Annotated in this window: 22 protein-coding genes and 1 pseudogene; 2 read left to right on the forward strand and 21 right to left on the reverse strand. The window is 34.6% G+C overall.

Translation table 11 applies throughout. The features are described 5' to 3' along the window. Nucleotides 1-5: 5 nt before the first annotated feature. The 14 genes from MKO06_RS11515 to MKO06_RS11580 form a co-directional block, all read right to left on the reverse strand. The gene (locus MKO06_RS11515) at nt 6-314 is read right to left on the reverse strand and encodes a hypothetical protein (protein ID WP_241551302.1); all 309 of its coding nucleotides are present in this window, start codon (nt 312-314) and stop codon (nt 6-8) included. A 105-nt stretch (nt 315-419) separates the two neighbouring features. Further along, entirely contained in the window at nt 420-1,052 is a 633-nt protein-coding gene (locus tag MKO06_RS11520; RefSeq protein WP_083646232.1) for a Crp/Fnr family transcriptional regulator, read from the reverse strand. Nucleotides 1,053-1,065: 13 nt separating this feature from the next. Next, nucleotides 1,066-1,479, reverse strand: a complete 414-nt coding sequence (locus MKO06_RS11525; RefSeq protein WP_083646230.1) for a DUF6691 family protein — start codon at nt 1,477-1,479, stop codon at nt 1,066-1,068. A 3-nt stretch (nt 1,480-1,482) separates the two neighbouring features. Next, nucleotides 1,483-2,040: a YeeE/YedE family protein gene (locus MKO06_RS11530; RefSeq protein ID WP_083645683.1), complete on the reverse strand. Its 558-nt coding sequence runs from the start codon at nt 2,038-2,040 to the stop codon at nt 1,483-1,485. Between the two features lie 126 nt (nt 2,041-2,166). Next, nucleotides 2,167-3,381: an MFS transporter gene (locus MKO06_RS11535; RefSeq protein ID WP_256946180.1), complete on the reverse strand. Its 1,215-nt coding sequence runs from the start codon at nt 3,379-3,381 to the stop codon at nt 2,167-2,169. Then, nucleotides 3,381-4,721, reverse strand: coding sequence for an MBL fold metallo-hydrolase (locus tag MKO06_RS11540; RefSeq protein ID WP_241551303.1), 1,341 nt, complete (start codon nt 4,719-4,721; stop codon nt 3,381-3,383). Before MKO06_RS11540 ends, MKO06_RS11535 begins: the two co-directional genes overlap by 1 nt. Nucleotides 4,722-4,801: 80 nt before the next feature. After that, nucleotides 4,802-5,410 (reverse strand): class I SAM-dependent methyltransferase, encoded by a 609-nt coding sequence (locus MKO06_RS11545; RefSeq protein ID WP_241551304.1) that lies wholly within the window; start codon nt 5,408-5,410, stop codon nt 4,802-4,804. 15 nt (nt 5,411-5,425) lie between these two features. Next, nucleotides 5,426-5,743, reverse strand: coding sequence for a rhodanese-like domain-containing protein (locus MKO06_RS11550; RefSeq protein WP_241551305.1), 318 nt, complete (start codon nt 5,741-5,743; stop codon nt 5,426-5,428). A gap of 23 nt (nt 5,744-5,766) precedes the next feature. After that, nucleotides 5,767-6,582, reverse strand: a complete 816-nt coding sequence (locus MKO06_RS11555; protein WP_241551306.1) for a sulfite exporter TauE/SafE family protein — start codon at nt 6,580-6,582, stop codon at nt 5,767-5,769. 647 nt (nt 6,583-7,229) lie between these two features. Then, nucleotides 7,230-8,225 (reverse strand): potassium channel family protein, encoded by a 996-nt coding sequence (locus MKO06_RS11560; protein ID WP_241551307.1) that lies wholly within the window; start codon nt 8,223-8,225, stop codon nt 7,230-7,232. 433 nt (nt 8,226-8,658) lie between these two features. Further along, nucleotides 8,659-9,357 (reverse strand): DUF2231 domain-containing protein, encoded by a 699-nt coding sequence (locus tag MKO06_RS11565; RefSeq protein WP_241551308.1) that lies wholly within the window; start codon nt 9,355-9,357, stop codon nt 8,659-8,661. Nucleotides 9,358-9,504: 147 nt separating this feature from the next. Continuing rightward, nucleotides 9,505-11,895 (reverse strand): multicopper oxidase domain-containing protein, encoded by a 2,391-nt coding sequence (locus tag MKO06_RS11570; protein WP_241551309.1) that lies wholly within the window; start codon nt 11,893-11,895, stop codon nt 9,505-9,507. 45 nt (nt 11,896-11,940) lie between these two features. Beyond that, a complete protein-coding gene (locus tag MKO06_RS11575) occupies nt 11,941-12,432 on the reverse strand; it encodes a DUF305 domain-containing protein (protein WP_241551310.1) in 492 nt (163 codons plus the stop codon). 30 nt (nt 12,433-12,462) lie between these two features. Further along, nucleotides 12,463-13,008 (reverse strand): DUF3347 domain-containing protein, encoded by a 546-nt coding sequence (locus MKO06_RS11580; protein ID WP_241551311.1) that lies wholly within the window; start codon nt 13,006-13,008, stop codon nt 12,463-12,465. A gap of 381 nt (nt 13,009-13,389) precedes the next feature. Here MKO06_RS11580 and MKO06_RS11585 point away from each other — a divergent pair. Together MKO06_RS11585 and MKO06_RS11590 are read left to right on the forward strand one after the other, a co-directional pair. Continuing rightward, nucleotides 13,390-13,503 (forward strand): annotated as a pseudogene (locus MKO06_RS11585) (IS110 family transposase); the annotation flags it as partial. 303 nt (nt 13,504-13,806) lie between these two features. Beyond that, nucleotides 13,807-14,163: a hypothetical protein gene (locus MKO06_RS11590; RefSeq protein WP_241551312.1), complete on the forward strand. Its 357-nt coding sequence runs from the start codon at nt 13,807-13,809 to the stop codon at nt 14,161-14,163. 186 nt (nt 14,164-14,349) lie between these two features. Here the strand turns inward: MKO06_RS11590 and MKO06_RS11595 are convergent, their stop codons facing one another. From MKO06_RS11595 to MKO06_RS11620, 7 genes are all read right to left on the reverse strand, one after another. Next, nucleotides 14,350-14,922: a PIN domain-containing protein gene (locus tag MKO06_RS11595; protein ID WP_241551313.1), complete on the reverse strand. Its 573-nt coding sequence runs from the start codon at nt 14,920-14,922 to the stop codon at nt 14,350-14,352. Further along, nucleotides 14,882-15,238, reverse strand: a complete 357-nt coding sequence (locus MKO06_RS11600; protein WP_241551314.1) for an STAS-like domain-containing protein — start codon at nt 15,236-15,238, stop codon at nt 14,882-14,884. Before MKO06_RS11600 ends, MKO06_RS11595 begins: the two co-directional genes overlap by 41 nt. A 23-nt stretch (nt 15,239-15,261) precedes the next feature. Continuing rightward, entirely contained in the window at nt 15,262-16,242 is a 981-nt protein-coding gene (locus MKO06_RS11605) for a hypothetical protein (RefSeq protein ID WP_241551315.1), read from the reverse strand. Nucleotides 16,243-16,302: 60 nt separating this feature from the next. Then, nucleotides 16,303-17,094 (reverse strand): hypothetical protein, encoded by a 792-nt coding sequence (locus MKO06_RS11610; protein WP_241551316.1) that lies wholly within the window; start codon nt 17,092-17,094, stop codon nt 16,303-16,305. A gap of 165 nt (nt 17,095-17,259) precedes the next feature. Continuing rightward, nucleotides 17,260-17,892 (reverse strand): ribonuclease H1 domain-containing protein, encoded by a 633-nt coding sequence (locus tag MKO06_RS11615; protein ID WP_241551317.1) that lies wholly within the window; start codon nt 17,890-17,892, stop codon nt 17,260-17,262. A gap of 105 nt (nt 17,893-17,997) precedes the next feature. Beyond that, nucleotides 17,998-18,117 carry a helix-turn-helix domain-containing protein gene (locus tag MKO06_RS17175; protein ID WP_425248413.1) on the reverse strand — a complete coding sequence of 40 codons (120 nt, stop codon included), beginning with the start codon at nt 18,115-18,117 and terminating at the stop codon, nt 17,998-18,000. 92 nt (nt 18,118-18,209) lie between these two features. Then, on the reverse strand, nt 18,210-18,458 hold the full coding sequence (locus tag MKO06_RS11620; protein ID WP_241551318.1) for a transcriptional regulator: 249 nt from the start codon (nt 18,456-18,458) through the stop codon (nt 18,210-18,212). Nucleotides 18,459-18,652: the final 194 nt, after the last annotated feature.

Raw genomic sequence — 18,652 nt, forward strand, 5'->3', positions numbered from 1 at the left:
AAAAATCAGGATAATTTAGGAGGAGGAACAAATTTGTAAGTAAATGCCCTTGTTTCGGCATAAATGTGTTTGAAATTCCTTTTGAAATTGAGCTGAATAACAACTTCATCTTCCAGTTGTTTTTCTATCTGAAATACGGAATTACAAAACGAATGAAAAGTAATTTGAATTCCATCAGATGACTGGTTAAAGTTACCATCTAAAGACTTCTTACCAGCATTCAAATCACAATGTTTCTTTACATAACTAATTTTGTCTGAATTTACGATCTCCCCCAGAATATTTGAATCCAGGGCAATTAACTTACCAAACATAATAAGGGCAAGAATTATTGCTATGTATGATCGTAGGTTCATAAAGTCAAAAGTAATGAACAGTATGAGTAGATCAAGTAACATTTGTTACATAACCAAGGGAAATTATAAATCAATTATTACAATACTATTTCTGCGTAATGAAATTTTACCTTCCATCTCTAAGGTTTTTAGCAATCTGGAAATAACAACACGGGAAGTATGAAGATCGTAAGCGATGTCCTGATGTGTTATTTGCAGGATTTCATTTTGATTTACCTTTGCCTTATCCTGCAAATATTGAAACAATCTTTTATCCATCTTAAGAAATGCTACTGAATCTATTGCATCCAGCATTTCCTTAAGTCGTAAGCTGTAACTTTGAAAAACAAAGGTTCGCCAGGATTTATATTTTACAATCCATTCCTCCATTTTTCCTACAGGAACCATAATTAAACTGGTATCCTTCTCGGTAACTGCTTTTATATCACTTTTACTTCTATCTAAACAACAAGTGAGTGTAACTGCGCACGTATCTCCTCTTTCAAGGAAATAGAGTAATAACTCGTCACCATCATCATCTACCCGGGAAATTTTTATAGCTCCATCCAGTAATAAAGGTATAGAGGTAACGTACTCTTCTGCACTTAAAATTACTTCTCCAGCAGGAATTTCCTTAAAGGTCCCAATTTCAGATATTTCATTTAGCAATTCCTCTTCGAACACAAAGGAATAGGCTTCATATAAATCAGTTTTCATAGCAGAAGCTTTTTTAATGAGGAAGTTTATTTCGCAACAGGCCATATACAAAGGTTCCGAATAAAGCAGCCGCGATCACCACCAGTATCGAAATATAACCAGCTCCTGCAAGCACATACATAGGACCCGGGCAGGCACCGGCAAGGGCCCAACCCAATCCAAAAATGATCCCACCAATTAAGTAACGGGCAATGCTTTTATCTTTTGGCTTTAACTGCATCTCCTGCCCGCCCATCGCTTTTATATTATTTCTCTTTATATATTGAACACCCAGCACACCGATAATTAATGCCGAACCAATTATTCCATACATATGGAACGCTCCAAATTCAAACATTTCATAAATTCTGAACCAGGAAGCTGCTTCAGATTTATACATTATAATACCAAAAAAGAATCCGATTAAAACGTAGGTAATATATCTCATCATTTAAAATATTAATGGGTAAAATAAATGTATCATTATAAGGCCACCAATAAAAAAGCCAATTACGGCTATTAAGGATGGAAGTTGCAGGTTGCTTAATCCTGATATTGCATGCCCTGAAGTACAACCACCCGCGTACCTGGCCCCGAAGCCAACCAAAAAACCACCGGCGATCAATACAAATAAAACAAGCGGATCACCCAGATTCTGCATAGCAAAAATTTCGGTAGGCATATAAGCTTCTCCCGCACTATGGATACCATATTCATTGCTTAATTTATCTGCCAGTCTTTCATTTATTTCTACCGTATTATTGGATAGATATGTAGAAGCAAAAAAACCACCCAGTACAGCACCTAAAACCACCATAAGGTTCCATCTCTCTTTCTTCCAGTCAAACCTAAAGAAATCGGCCGCTTTACCGGCCCCTGTCGCAGAACACATGGTACGTAGGTTAGAAGACATTCCAAATTGTTTTCCCGTATAGAGCAACACGAACATCGTTGCCGCAATTAAAGGCCCGGAAATATACCAGGGCCAGGGTTCGTAGATCAATTCCATATTATATTATTTTTAGGCGAATATATTGAATAGGCAGTGCATACTCGGTAACCTTTGTTACATACTGCAATAGAACTCTAAAATTTAAAATTTTCACGTCGTATCGATTTAGAATACATAGCCTGCCTACGGTTCAGAATTTATTTTTTCAGGCATTCTTAATTTAATTATTCCTGCTGAACATATGGTTATTAAAGCAATTGAAATAATTGCAAATGAAACGCCAAACAGGTCAGCAATAATTCCTGATAGGATCGCTCCAATGGCATAACCCGAATCACGCCAAAATCTAAATGCGCCAATACTTTCAGCCCGTTGGGTGGGATTGGTTGCCGTGGCGATAGCAGATAAGAAGGTTGGATACACCAGTGCCGTACCTAATCCTAAAATAAAAGCAATAGCCACCATAAAGAAAAAATCTTCTGTAAATGGTAGAATGAGGATTGCGATTCCCTGTAATAACATTCCCCAGAAAAGCAATCCTTTTTTTGAGTAAATATCAGACATTCTACCGGTAAATAATTGACCTATCCCCCATGCGGTAGGGTAAACTGCCGTAATGATACCAATGGATTTTGAATCATAATCTGCCTGCAAAAGAATAATGGGTAACAATCCCCAAATCATTCCGTCGTTCAAATTATTAACCAGTCCTGCCTGGGTAACAGAGCTCAAAGTCCTGTTTCGGAAAGTAGTATCTAAAAAAACATTTTTTAAGGGAGAAGTACTATTACTAACCTTTTCTATCGTTACAAATGTCCTGGTATCTTTTATAAAAAGATAACTCATTATTAAACCCACCACAGAGATCCCTATTCCAATGTAAAAAGGATAAGGTGTGATCCCATACTTATTTGCAACATAGCCAGATAAAAACGCAATTATCCCTACGGCAAGGTAACCCGAGAACTCGTTTAGCCCCATCGCCAGCCCACGAACCTTCTCGCCTACCAGATCAATTTTCATGACTACCGTACTACTCCAGGTTAAACCCTGGTTAATCCCTAAAAGAATATTAGCAAAAATCACCCAATTCCAGGATGTTGCATACATTAAAATAAAAGGGATAGGAATGGCAAACAGCCAGCCGAAAACCAACAAAGGTTTTCTGCCAAACCTGTTGGCAAATCTTCCGGTCATTAAATTAGTAACGGCCTTGGTAATACCAAAGGCCGTTATAAACGATAGAATCGCAGTATTAGATTCTATACCAAAAATTTCCTGGGCGTATTGGGGGAAGATACTTCTCTCCAGTCCCACCATTCCACCAACAAAGGCATTTATTAAAACCAGTAAGGAAAACTGTTTCCAATTTTCCTTTAAGCCAAGTTTTTGGCTCACTAGGATTTATATTTTTTTACATCCTCGCTTAAATCATAAACCGCAACTTCCTCAATTTCACTTTCTAAAATACTGCTGCCGGCAGCACTACGATATCCTCCGGCACAATGCACCACAAGGGGTTTATCTTTAGGAAGGGCTCCTATACTTTCTCGTAATTCGTTTAAAGGGATATGATAAGAATTTTCAAAGATCTTAGCCTCAGAAACTTCAGCATCATTACGAATATCTACAATCGTATAGTTTTCTTTATTTTCATCGAAAGTTGCCACATCAAATTTTTCCGAAGAATTTGTAATCTTATCAGATAAAGTAAAAATTCCTTTTAATTGTTTTTCGTAACCAATTTTTGCAACCCTTTCAAGGATTTCATCCAGTTTATCAATTGTTTCTAGTACTAAATAAAATTGTTCTTCAGGTTCAATAATAGCTCCAAGCCAGGTTTCAAACTTGTCGCTTTCACTCCGCGCCATGATATTAATACTATAGGGAAGATGACTCTTTTTATAAATCTGTTCATCCCTGGTATCTACTACAAGAAATTCATCTTCAATATTTTCAACATTTAAATGTATTGGTGCTCGATATTTAGCAGCCTGGACATTTTCTGCACCTTCCCGATTAAGGTCTACGTTGAAACCAAAATAAGAGGGTATAAATGGTTGATCCTTTAAAATCTCAGAAACAAATTCTTCTTCGGTTTGCTTTATAAAAGCCCAATTACCCATACGTTCATTGCCTAAAGTACTGCTATTGGCGTCACTCATATTCTTACCACACAACGAACCTGCACCGTGAGCAGGATAAATTATAGCCTCATCTGGCAGATCATCGAATTTATTTTGAATAGACTGATACATCATTTGAGCAAGCTCTTTACGCTTTGCTTTCGTATTGCCGGCTTTTTCCCTTAAATCCGGACGCCCCACATCCCCGATAAATAACGTATCTCCCGTAAATAAGATATGTTCCTTATTGTCAAAAGCATAGAAGGTCAAACTATCCGGAGAATGTCCCGGGGTGAATATTGGTTTGATGGTAACATCTCCTATGGCAACACTATCCCCTTCATCAAAAGCCTGATGGGGATAGTTTACCCCAACTTTTTCACTGATATAAATAGTGGCTCCCGTTTCTTTATGTATCTGAAGATGGCCGCTTACAAAATCGGCATGTGGGTGTGTTTCCATGACAGCTACAATTTTAGCATTTTCTTCTTCAGCATACTTATAATACTGGATTGGATTTCTGGCGGGATCAATTAAAGCCATTTCTCCATTGCTTACCAGAGCATAAGAAAAATGTGATAATGGATCATCTTTAAACTGTTTTATCTTCATAAATTATATTTTAAATTTCTACTGTAAAATTGCCAAATACAATTGAAACCTACAGTAACAATTGTTACGTGCCTGAATCGCTATGTCAGATTTTTTCCAACCATACGAATAACGCTGCTTTTGCCCTGATGATATTTTCCTTCCTTCTGGTTTATTCGTAGCTCTTCAAGATATTGGATTGTTAAACCTGAAAATTCACTTTTCATCTCATCAATGGAAAATAGCATCTTTAAATCTTTCGGTCCGCCGGATTTGTAACCTAATTGTTTTTTTGAGAATGCTTCAAAAATTAAAACTCCACCGGGCTTTAAAAGATTAATTAAGTGCTGGTGGCTTTTAATCCTTATATCGGCGTCAAAATGAGCATAAATAAGGGCTATCACATCAAATTTTCTATCACTTTGGAAATCCAATACAGAAGAAACCTTAAAACTTATATCCACTTCATTCTTTTTTGCAAGACTGAAAGCTTTGATTTTTGCCATAGTACTGAGATCAAATGCAATCACATCCCAAGCCTGTTTGGAAGCAAAAACAGCATTTCGTCCTTCTCCCTCGGCAGGTAGAAGGATAGACGCTGGTTTTAATTTCTCTAGTTCATTTTGAAAGAAATCATTTGGTTGTTCCCCATAGGCATACTCCCGTTCACTATATCTATTTTCCCAGAATTCCTTAGTTTTATCGTTCATTATATTAAAATAAATCTAGAATACCGGTTTAGAGAGTTCTTTATTCCATTGCATAATACCACCACTAAGATTATAAGTTTTAAAACCTTTGGATTCCATAATTTTACAAGCCTGCCCACTTCTGTTTCCACTACGACAGTATATATAATAATTTCTATCTTTATCCAAACCTGTTATCTCCCTTTGGAAAGTGACGGGCTCAAATAGATTAATTAATCTCGCATTAGGTATTATACCATCTTTCCATTCTTTGGGGGTTCGCACATCTATGATCACAGCATTTTTATCCTGTTTGATTTTATGAGCAAAATCATCTGTATTTAAATTTTCCATTTATTTTTAATTTGAATTGTTATCTAATTTTTAACGAAGAATTCCATGTAGAAAATGAATCCGGCCATAAGGAATATAAAGTAACCGAAACCTTTTTTTAAACGGGCTCCATTAATATAATTGCTTAAATAGGAGCCTATAAAAATCCCCGTAAAAGAAAGGGCCGTAATTATACCTAGGAATACCCAGTCTATTTCCATGGTTATGGCATCTCCCAAAAAGAAGCCCAGTAGAGATTTAAAAGCAATTATAATGAGCGAAGTTCCCACCGCAGTCTTCATTTCAATGTTTGCCAAAATGACTAAAGCGGGAATAATAAGAAAGCCTCCACCGGCTCCAATCATTCCTGTAATAGCTCCTACAATCAAACCTTCAACCAGAATTAGCGGATAATTATATTTCACCTTTTTATTCTTCTCCTGGTCTGCATCAGGAGACTTTTTTCGCAACATGGAAAAAGCAGCGGGTATCATAAGCACGGCAAATAACCCGAACATGGCCATCCTTCTGGTAAATTCAAAATCTTGAATAAAGAACAATGTTTCAGGTAAAGCCGGAACCACATAATGCCTAACAATGGTGACACCTATAACCGCAGGAATACCGAAAATCACTGCCGTTTTCCAGTCTACATAGCCTTTGGAATGTTGCTGGATACCACCTACCAGGGCACTGGCCCCAACGATAAATAATGAATACGCGGTAGCCACCCTCTCTCCCATTGAAAAAAGATATGCCAGTACTGGTACTGCGAGAATAGAACCACCGCCACCTATTAAACCAAGTGAGATCCCTATAATAAGAGAACTTACATAACCAAAAATTTCAAGTAATTCCATTTATCAATTTTTTAATCGACCACGAAATTAACTTTATGCTTTTGTAGCTACAGTAACATTTGTAACACAGGGTTATTAAGGCTTAGCTGAAATTGAGATCGAAAATACATGCTGGTTATTTTTTTGGCGGATGCCAAGGGAAAGGACAAAATTTATTTGATCAGTAAAAAATTCCTGAAATAAACTTTATCGAGAAATGCCGCAGAAATTTAGTTTGCTTTAGAATTATCGGGAACATTGTGAAAATCGACCAATGTTTCTTCCTCTACTCCAAAAGCAGGGGGGAACAGACAGAAATCTTTCTGTAAAAACATTGTGGAATTTTCTAGATTGAAACAACTGCTTTTAATTTATACCTGCATGTTATATTTTCTCAAAGAAATTTATGAAAATGCGCTTTATTAATCCTTATTCGAAAAACCTACAGTTTTTCTACCACCAAATTTTTATAATCCTACCTGACCTTAGTCATTCTTTTTCAAGCTATTCTGCAATAGGCTGGCTTTCTTTTAATAATTGATTATGTTATCAAATGTAAAATTTAGTCTCTAGAATTAGTTTATTAAACTATGTGTCACAATTTTATTATAGGTTTCGGTATCTATTCACCCACTCAAATACCAATTGGTGCAGTACAATTAAGAATTCTATGTAACTACCTGCTTCCAATCCCACCCGTCCTGATGAACGAGTGTTTTAAAAATTTTCCTATTCAGATTAACATCCTCAGAAAAGTCATAATTCTGTAAATCCAGTACTAGCTGTTTTTCAATAAGCTTATTTCTACCTGGTAATGGGGGCACAGATTTGCCAGTACTTATATGTGTGACTTCAGCAAGAACTTCAAAATAATTTTCGAAAGCAATTACCAAAGGCTTTAAATCATTTTCCTCTGGTCTTATTTCTTCTTTGACGTGAACTGATAGAATTGATAGTGCTTCGTATAACTTTGCCAATTGAAGAATAATTGCATTTTTCTCTTTTACATTATGAAAATAATGGATTACAGGATAGGCACGATGCTGCTGACTATATTTAATAATTAAATCTGATATGTTGTCTATTTTACGAAGCAGGCAATTAAAATCCTTGCCATTCCAACCGTTAATCACTATTTCTTCTGGACTGCTGCCTAGAGTGCTTAGTTTAATTCCAAGTTTACGTTGATCTATAACCGCAGATAATACAGGAATGAAATAAGTTACAGACATGGTGAGAAGGATTAGTCCTGTGAATGAATATATACTGGTAATTATTCTCCATACATTTGTTGAAGGAACAAAATCACCCATTCCCAACGTAGATATTGTAAATCCACTATAGTAGACCTTCTGCCAAATATTAGTCGGCATTTGCGTAGTACTATCTAAAATAGATCCTGGATAAGCTGAAAGAATTAGAATCAGACTTGCCCATAAAATTAGTACCCAAATTAAAACAATAAATATTAGCAGAAAATATCCGGTGTGGGCCAGGACTTTTGATTTTCCGTTCCTGCCCGAAATCGCAAGAAAAAATTTCCAGAAATGATGTGAAAATTTGCTAGTAATCCAACCACCACCTTGCATAGATAAGGTGGTTTGTAGTATATCTAGAACTATTGCAAAGTATAGGATTACGCCTACAATAAAATAAAAATCCATATTTGGTAATATTTCTTTGATATATTAATAACAGACAGAAAAATTATTTTAATGGTAATTGAAAAATCTAAAGTATTTCTGTCCTTATAGGTCATATTCAAACTATTAAATTGGCCACCCCACCGGCACTCTCATAAGATTATTCAGTACTAAAAGGCCTCTTTTTATTGAGGATAGCTACTCTTTAATAAATAATCTCTTTTTGTATCTAATTAAGAAAAAAGTTTCTTGGAGTAAATGACATTGCTTTTTCCATTTAATTGGTAAATCTCCCATGGATTGGATAGTTCCGCAAAATATTATCGGAATTCTGTATGTAATCTATTATCCGGAACAAATAGATTGAAATTAATAAAAAATACCCGCCACATACCTGGTTTCCTAATGGGAAGCATCAAAAAACTTATAATTATATTCTTATCATACTTTTATTTTAATGAGAATGTCCTTCACTGGTTTCACCGGGCGCTGATTTTGATTCAAGAAATTTTCCCTGTGGTCCCACACCTTCAAGATAAACTAATTGTGCTCCGTAATGTCCCGCTTCAGATACAGAATAAGCCGAAAAAACCAGAACCAATGCCGTAACTATTTCGAAAATTCTATTCCTTTTTATAAGAAAAAGACTACCTAGCTTTAATATTGAAGCAAGGGCACTTGAATAAATCGTCCACTCTGCATAGATATCATGTTGCTCTAATACTTTCTTTGCTGTTTCTGTAAGATCATGAGCATGTGGATGGGCATATACTCCAGCGATGTAGGCTCCAATAAATCCAACTCCTGTACACAGCAAAATTACCCAGTCCAAATTTCGTTTAATCACAAACAACTGAATAAGCTGTAAAATTGCTCCTAATAGAAGTAGTACTATTGGAAAGTGTACGATTAGAGGATGTAGGTTAGGGAAAGAATCTAAACTAGCCTTTACTTCCTGGTCAAGACCCGAAAGCTCCGGGGTTATAGCTTCATCAGCCTCTCCATGTTGTTCAACCTGTGTTTCAGTCTCCTTTGAAATTGAAGAACTAGTTATACTGTCATAATCGTGTGCCGTATTTTCATCGTGACTATGCTGTGCAGAAATTAAGCTAATATTCAGCACTAATAGAATTAAAAAGATACGATTTTTCATATTAAGTATTTTTTAAAATTAAAGAGCAGGATCTTATTGAAACAAACATTCTATTTTTCAACCAATTAAATTAAATAATCAAAATACTGTCCTATTCCAAAAGACCCTGCAGGTTCATCATCAATAGATATTCCCCTGAAACTTTGGCTAAAACCGTAGAGATAATCCACCTCCGGCACCAAAACGATTATCATAGCTACCCATTAATGAAAAGTTTTTACTTAAGAAATACTCCAGGCCTGCGCTCCAGGTTTGCTCATTTTCAAAATCTTTCCCGGGTTCAAGTTCGTCTACCCAGCCAAAATCTGCCTGAAATTCATACTCCCCGAAAACGGCTAATCTTGGAAAGATCATAATCTCCCGGGCCAGGCTTATTTGTGGTCTTAATTTACTATCCAGTCTCACATCCATTTGAAACATATAGGGAGTAAAATATCTTATTCCTCCAATGGCAGTGGTACTAAGCTCGTCCATACTGTTCTCCATTTCATTCTCAACATTAATCCCTCCAAATAGTCGCACCCAGTCATTGATATAATATTCATAAGAAAATTCAGCCTCCAGGTTCTCATTCCAACCATATTCTGCCAATGCTGTAAATTGATTCCTAATATTAGAGCTTACCACATTCAACTCTGTCATATGTGACGCTGCATCCAGCATCCCCCAGGTATAGAATTTATTTGTTTCCCTTATCAAATTACTTACAGGGAAGGGTTTCATACGTTCATTCCTTTGGGTATCATAACTTACGATCCTGGCCATTCCGGCATCCATATGATAAAGAATATGACAATGAAAAAACCAGTCGCCGTATTCATTTCCATAAAATTCGATGGTAACCTCTTGCATTGGGGGCACATTTACCGTGTGCTTCAATGGAGAATACTCACCATTTTTATTGATCACCCTAAAGAAATGCCCGTGGAGATGCATTGGGTGGTGCATCATCGTAAGGTTATTAAATGTTATTCGCGTCACCTCATCCCCCTCTATTTTTATTTTATCGGCTTCGGAAAGCGGCACCCCGTTTAAACTCCAAATATATCGGTTCATATTTCCTGTAAGGTTCAATAATACATTCCTTACTGGTATACTATCATTGAAATCGGTTTTTTCAGTAGCTTTCAAATAATCATAATTATATTCTGAAAACATATCCATACCCTTCATGCCCTCCTTTTCCATTCCTGCCATTCTCATAGGTTCGTTCTCCTTTTTCATATTAGAATGATTCATTGAATGATCCATTTTTTTCATTGAAGAATCTTTCGCCATCTGCATTGTTGAATGATTCATCTTAGAGTCGTTCGTTTGCATCTTCTTAGTCTCATTTTCCATCTGCATTTCACTATGATTCATTCCCTCCATGTTCATATCATCCATCTGCATGCCCCATTTCTCCTTAAGTTCATATGGTTCGGGGTGATTAGGCCGGGATTGCAAAGCCGGAGCACCCATTTTCATCTTCATTTTTGCCATTTTCTGCATCATTCCAATCTTATCTGGCCGGGCGACTTCTGGCGCAGGCAATACTTCTCCCCGTCCAAGAAATGCTGAAGCGGTGCCTGAACCGTCCTGGGCCATTATTTTAAACTCCAGCTTTCTGTCTTCAGGAATCTCCACAATAAAATCATAGGTTTCGGCAACCCCTATAAAGGTTTTATTGCGTTTCACCGGAACTACATTTTTTCCATCAGCAGAAACCAATGTCGGCGTCTCGCCTCCAAATGTCATCCAGAACGAGGTAGAGGCTGAACCATCAATAATTCGCAACCTTACTTTTTCTCCAGGTTTAAATTCAGGATATTCAATTTTTTCTTCTCCGTTAATCAGGAAGGCGGGATAATATATATCTGCAATGTCAGCGCCCTCCATACGTTGTCTCCAAAAATCTAATTGGGCACCAAAGGCTCCACGCTTTATTACCTGGTTGAGCGGGGTCGCAGTACCTTTTTTAATATTATACCATTCAGTTCCTCTTTTCAGAAATCTAAGAACATCCTTTGGCTTTTCATTGGTCCAGTCTGATAATACCAGTACCAGATCTTTATCATACTCCAGTTCTTTTTCCTTTGGATTAATTAAAAGAGACCCAAAAACACCGCTTTGTTCCTGCAACATTGTATGGGAGTGATACCAATAGGTTCCATTTTGCTTTATCTCAAATTCATACTTAAAAGTAGTGCCGGGCTTAATAGGCGGAGTAGTTAAATAAGGAACTCCATCAAAATAATTAGGGAGCAACATTCCATGCCAGTGAATAGATGTTTCCACATCCATTTTATTTTCAACATAGATCACAGCATATTCTCCCTCGGTAAATTCCAGGGTGGGCCCGGGGATCCCTCCATTCACCGTCATCCCCATGACTTCTTTACCCGCTTTATTTACTTTTTCCTGATTAATCGTTAAATGGTATTCTCGTACCGGAAGCTCATTCACATTTCCTTCCACCGAGGCCTCTAGCTCTCTCTGAGCTCGTGCCGTCATTCCTATTAAAACTATGAGTAAGAGTATATAATTCTTCATTTTCATTTTGCATATGATAAAAAAGAGAGGGAATCCCCTCTCTTCTATTTATTAGTCCTGATTTTCCAGACGATATATTATTTTCTTCATTTGAGCGATCTCCCTTTTCTGTGCTTCAATAATTTCTTCGGCCAGTTTTTTAGTCTCGGGATCTTTTAGATCAGCTCTTTTACTGGTTAAAACAGCAATGGAATGGTGTGGTATCATTGCCTTCATATACAGAACATCACCAATAATGGGTCTCTGCGCTCTTACGAGACCCAGGGCACTTATAAATAGTACAAGGCTTCCTATATAAATGGCGATATTCTTTTTCTTATTGTTGTACATGTTCAACATAAGGGATAGCATTATAACGGCCATAGCGGCAATCCCTAAACAGGTCATGTAAAAACGGGTTAGACTAAAGTAAACATGGTCAAATTCATAAGTATTCAAATACATTGTGATATACATAGCTACAAAGGATAATCCCAACATAAGAAAGAATTTGCCATAATTGTTTCCTTTCATGTTCTTATTATTGTTCTCTTCTGAATTCATTTTTTTGGTTATTGGTTAGTATGATAAAAACTACTTTTCAATGGTTTTTCTTACAGATCCACATTTCAGCATTTTTTCACCGAAATATGGGTTCTTAATCTCAGAAACATCGGCGTACCAGTAGGCACCCTGATTATTAAATGCCATAGGGCAGAACTTCTTATAAATGGTTCCACCTGAAAGCGCTTCTTCAAACATAGGCCCTGCTTTTTCAGTAAATTTTGAAAATAGCTCGCGCTGTTTCTCAAGATCATCTGTGCTGGCAATCTCCCCGGCTAAAGATTTCATTTCTGCTCTTTCTTGAGTGAATGATTCTTCCATACTTTTGGCAACATCCTGAACCTGACCGGCATCGCTATTAGTCAATGCTATTTTCATTTCCAGATAATTATGCCATATTTTACCGGTCATACCATCAATAAAATCCTGGTCTGCGACATCTGCGGTTTTCTTTTCAGCTTCTTTAACTTCTTCAGGAGTATTTATCTCCACTGACTGTTTCCCTTTATTATCTACACAAGAGATAAATAACAAAATTGCCAGAGGGATTAGCCCAATTTTAATTGAAAATTTCATAATATTAATTGATTGGTTTTAATTATAAACTATTTATTATTTCCCTTTTTGTATCAAACAAAAAAGTTTACTGGTTCATCTGAAAAACTATTGAAATCTAATTTGATGTACTGCAAGTAGCTAAAACTAAAACCCTCGACATCTAACCATCCGAAAGATTTTTAGCATATTAAATTTAAATAATCTAAAATTTAACAGATCGCAGGATACCAAAATTAAAGATTTGTGATCACAAATAATTTCAATTTTACTGAAAAAACTTTCAAAATTATTTTCGATATTTCTTAATTCTCTATTAATATGAATTTCGTGAAGAGGGGGAATTTTCATCCTCTTAGGTGTAAATACTTTTTGAGCTTTTTATATTTTCCCAAAAATTCTTGTAGCTTTTTTGCTTGTAAGTCTTATAGAGCTTATATAGAGATCTATGAGCGAATCAAAGAGATAGGAAAGAGTAAGAAACTGGCACTAATAGCCGTGTGTAACAAACTCCTTTAACAGGCATTTGCCATTGCTAAATCAGGAACTTATTACCAGGAAAATTATATGTAGAAATTAGCTTAAAAGTACTTGGATTTTACCTTAGTTCTTTGTTGTACAAATTGTATTTCTTTAGATCTAAATAATTCCAGATTAAAAATAATAATATTGTTTTATAATAAACGTTTTAGTTTAAAGCTTTAAATTTCTACTCATGTTAAAAATAATATTTTCAAATCAGCTTTTTTAATTCTATTTTCAACTTTACTTGCAATAAATATTAATTGTAGTTCTGATGACGATAGTTCAACTCAATCCGTGGAATTAACTGTCAACGGAACAGTTCTTTTCGATGATGGAGATGATTTTTTTGGAGATGTTGATGGTGATTTTACTGGGAACGGTGGTAGTGCAACACGGACATTTTTTTGGCAAAATTCTCTAAACACAGCCGATTATAATGCTGATATTACTTCTTCAAGAAATGGATTATTTGAAATAGAGGTTAAAGATTCAAATGGCAATGTTGTTTTAGATAGATCTTTAAGCGGTGCGATGGAATCCGATTCTTTTTCGGGTGTAACATCTAGTGGAACTTCGGGAATCTGGTCAGTGAAAATAACTCTTTCTTCCTTTAATGGTGATGGAAGCTTTTCACTAAGTGAGGGTGATTAAACTATATAATGACAACCCAATTTACTATTAAATATCTTGCCGTTCACGGCTATCGCCAGTTGGCGGAGAAGAGGACGCGGATTTGTCGGCTTAGTATTGATTTGTTGATCAAGTTATTTATTTTCTTTCTAACGCTGCCGCTTATTGCTTTTCATAGGAACCGTTGTTGTAAGCTGGCCAGGTTTGCTATACCTGTGTAGTAATAATTTCTACTGAATCTTTTAATTTTTGAAAGTCTTTATCGTTTGTTACAATTTTGTATTTTTTCTTCTCAGCCAGAATAGAGATGTAAGAATCATTAAAATCAACTAAATCAAAATGATTTAGTATTGAATTAATATCCAGATTATTAAAGTCATCTGGAATTTTAGTTACAATCGGCAAAGCAAGAATATCTTGTATTAGTTGTTTTATATCTTGGACCGATCCTATATAATCTTGAGTGCCAATAAAATCTTTTTTAAAATCTGGGCTTGGATTATTAACTTGATTGTCTGCCCATTGTCTGAAATCTCTTCTTAAAATTACGTTACCAAATTCAGAGATTACCATTGAAGTTATATAGATGGGATAATTTCGAGTAATTATCTCTGCTAAAAATTTTGAGTATTCCTTTTGATCTTTTTTTTGATAATTGGCAACTGGACCATAAATCAAAAGCCAAATATTAGTGTCAAAAAAAAATTGATCTCCAAATTTTGCCCTATAGTTTTGGATTTTAATTATGGCCATACATGGAATCGTTGGTGTTTCTTTCAAAACTTTCTTTATTGGCAAAATATTCTTTCGCACGCTTTACCACCATACCAAATAAAGCTTTATCCTGTTCAGGAACGTTTTGTAATTTTAAGTTTGAATTTAAGAATTCACTAGAAAAATCCTTGTTACTATACAATTGACCGATTGCAGCATTTAAGAAAGCAGTGGTCATCAAACTTATACCCTTAAAATCTAATATGATAGATTCTTTTTTGGATAGATTTTTATTAACAATATCAAAAACTTGATTACCATCATCCGTGGAGACGGCGAAATTAGTTTTGATTAAATCCTTTATTAAAACTTCTACTGACATATTCCACCAATTAGTATACAAAATTAAAAAATATTATCCATATCTGGAGTCTCATTTGCAAAACTATAAATTTTGTCTTCTTGTAAATTAAATTCTAAATTGGCAATGGTGCCCGGGAAACTAAAATTTAAATCATATTTTTCCATTTTACTCTCCCTTAATTCCCAAAATCCATTAGAAGATACAATTTGAATTTTTCCTTTATTTAGATTAATAAACTCCATAATTAAACCCAATCCCAATCCTCCAGGTGTGTTTCCAATTTTTGTTGTATTGCCTGTTTCCATGGCCCATTCAATACATTCTGAAGAAGACAGTTCTTTTTTTAAAAAACTTAAGACATTATTGATTATTGTTTTTCCCGTATCAACTATGGTAATATGTAATCGTTTTTTGCCAGGATAAAATTGACCGCAAGTATGGATATTTTTACATCTACCATGAGTTCTTGCATTTTCAAATAACTCGTAAATATTTCTTTTAATTTCAATTCCTAATTTTCTACTGTGTTTTGGAAAATCTGGATTATCCAATAACTCAACTTGAATGTATTGATTATAAATTTTGTGGTCTGATTCTCTGAATTTCTTATAGGGAATTTGAGTACTACTATTCATTAAATTTTCTCCCTCTATACCATAGTATGGAAGAAAACCATTTCTATATAAAATATCTGTTTTTTGGCGAAATTCTTCAACATCTACCAAATACACTTTGTTGTTCTTATTCTCCAAATTTTCAATTATTGCGCCTAATACTGCGGCTAAATTTGCCTCAAACCATTGAACGTTATATAAACTTAGATGAATTATTTCATCTTGTAGATCTTTTAAATCATCATATAATCTTATTAAGAGTTCATATCCTTTAGCACTTGAAGTTACTTTTATAGGAATATAAATTTTTCTCATAAATTCTTTCTTTCTGGCTTGCTTACAACGGTTATCGTCAGTTGGCGGAATAAGGATGCGGTTTTGTCGGCTTAGTATTGGTTCGTTGGTCAAGTTAATTATTTTCTTTCTAACGGTGCCAGCTATTGGCGATATAATATTTTAGTATAGGCTTTAGTTTATCTTACAATTGGGATTATTTTTTCTTAATACGCTCAATTCATTACTAGGGATATCATAATTAGTTTTGAGGATCTCTAAATTCGTTAAATGTAAAATTGCGCTAATTGAGTTAACTCGAGTTTTAAAACAGTAGAGTCTTCTTAAATTCAAGAGCTTAGATAAAGGTTTTAATGATTTAATTTTAGTATTTACGATATTTAATTCTTCTAATTTGTAAAGTTCCGATATTGGTTCTAAGTCAGAAAAACTATCCGTGTCACCGCAGTTAAGTTTCTTTAATTTTTTAAATAATTTAAGTGGCTCTAGTGATTTGATTCCCTTTCTCCATACAGTAAGATTTTCAATAAGTAAAAGTTCTCTAAGGTCTTTGATAGTTATTTTATCAAAATTGGGACCCTCTTCACCTTGCCTTGTTTGAGTATATATTTTCTTCTCAAAAGTGTATTTCCAACTCACATTTAAACAATTCCACCAATCAAATAGTTCTCCCTCTGCAATTACATTTTTTGATAACTCATTTTCCAAAATTTCTATGGCCAAATTACCTTTGATATTATAAAATTCACTTCCTGGTAATTTATATTCTTTTAATCGTTTTAAAGTATCAGAAATATCTCCATTGATTTCTTTTGAATAAACAATTTTATAAAAATCATTAGCAATCTCTGGATTTGCATACTTTTCATTTAATTCAGAAGTTATTTTTTCTAAGGATTTGTTCGTACTATTTATAAGTGAATATTTTCTGAATCTTGGATTTATAATGATATAAATGTATTTCATTCGGAATCAATTTTAAACTCATTGTTGCCAGTCTCTGTTATCGCCATAATGTATAAGGGAACTGAACTTCTGGGCTTATTAATCGTTAGTTACGCTTAATTGGATTTCTACTAACGATGCTGAGAATGAACGATGACTCGTTCTTTTTGGGCTCATTTTTAATTTTTATTTTCGGCTATAATCAGCTGGGATATCTCCCCAAGCTTTAGTTTCCCATTTTAAAATTTGATTTTCAATTTGATTATTTTCCAACCACTTTTCCGCATTTTTTATTAGTTCAAAAATTTCTTTATTGTTTTCATTCTGTTCTAGGTAACTCCCACAATTTTTATATTTCACCCATCCCATAGCAACTTTGCTATCCGTATAAATAGGTCTTAAATCATTATTCTTTTTCAATATAGCGCTTGCTAATACGATGGCAAGAAATTCACCAATATTATTAGTACCACCTCTGAATGGACCTCGTTGAAAAATAATTTCTCTAGTATTTGTATCAACACCTTTAAATTCCATTTTTCCTGGATTCACACTACATGCTGCATCTACAGAAACGGAATTTAAATTTGGTTTTCCAATTAAGTCAATTTCTTCTTTGGATAATTCTGATCCAGTAAATGTTTTTCCTTTATAATCTTCATATTCTTCTGAATATGCTTTTTTGGCTAATTCCAAACTTTTAAAGGATTTAAATTTAGCTCCTTTGTATCCCTGAGTACTTTTTGTGCATTCATCCCAACTATCTAGTATTCCTGTTTTTCTACCTTCCCAAACGACGTAGTATTTTTTCTTTGCCATAAATTGTTTGTAGTAATTTTTTTTAAGGCTTTCGACAACCTAGTTTTATCATACCAAATATAAATATTTATCGAAGGATGTTTCAGGGTTAAGAAGTTTTAACCATTAATCGTAGTTGAATAATTCTTTAAAAGAAACCTCTAAAACTATTGCCAGAGTAATCAATTTTTCAAAGCTTGGATTAGCCTCTCCCCGCTCTATTTCTACAAAAATCTTTTTTATAATAGTGCTTTCGTTAGATAGTCAACGTTTGTGAAAGAAAGAGGGTGGGATAATCAATTAGGAAAAAATAAATTCGTGGTTACGGAATTTTAGATTTATTTCCTGAATTTAACTTCTGGAAACATTTCTTCAACCTCTCGAAAAAACTGGGATAGATTTAAATTTTCAGCCTCACATATATTTTCTATTGTTTCAAGACTGGTTCTATAATCTTTCCTTTCTTTAATTAATCGAACTGTTTTCTCGTCAATATTATGGTTTTTAGCAAAATCACTATTATTTGTGATTTTACTGATCCATTTATGATACAAAAATTCTACTATTTTTTTATTTCTATCCGCCATTTTTACAAATAAAAAGGAAGAGTGAAGAAATATCTCGGATTATAATCCGAATAAAGATTTTTTTATTATATTTGATTCATTATAATATATTTGCGAAACTTCTTAAAGTAAAATATTAGAAGCATTCGCTTTGAATCTCGCGTCAGAAAACTGGTAATTTTCAAATAAACCACGAGAGGATAAGTAAGGATGCT

It is taken from the genome of Christiangramia oceanisediminis, assembly GCF_022570735.2.
Taxonomy (GTDB): Bacteria; Bacteroidota; Bacteroidia; order Flavobacteriales; family Flavobacteriaceae; genus Christiangramia; species Christiangramia oceanisediminis.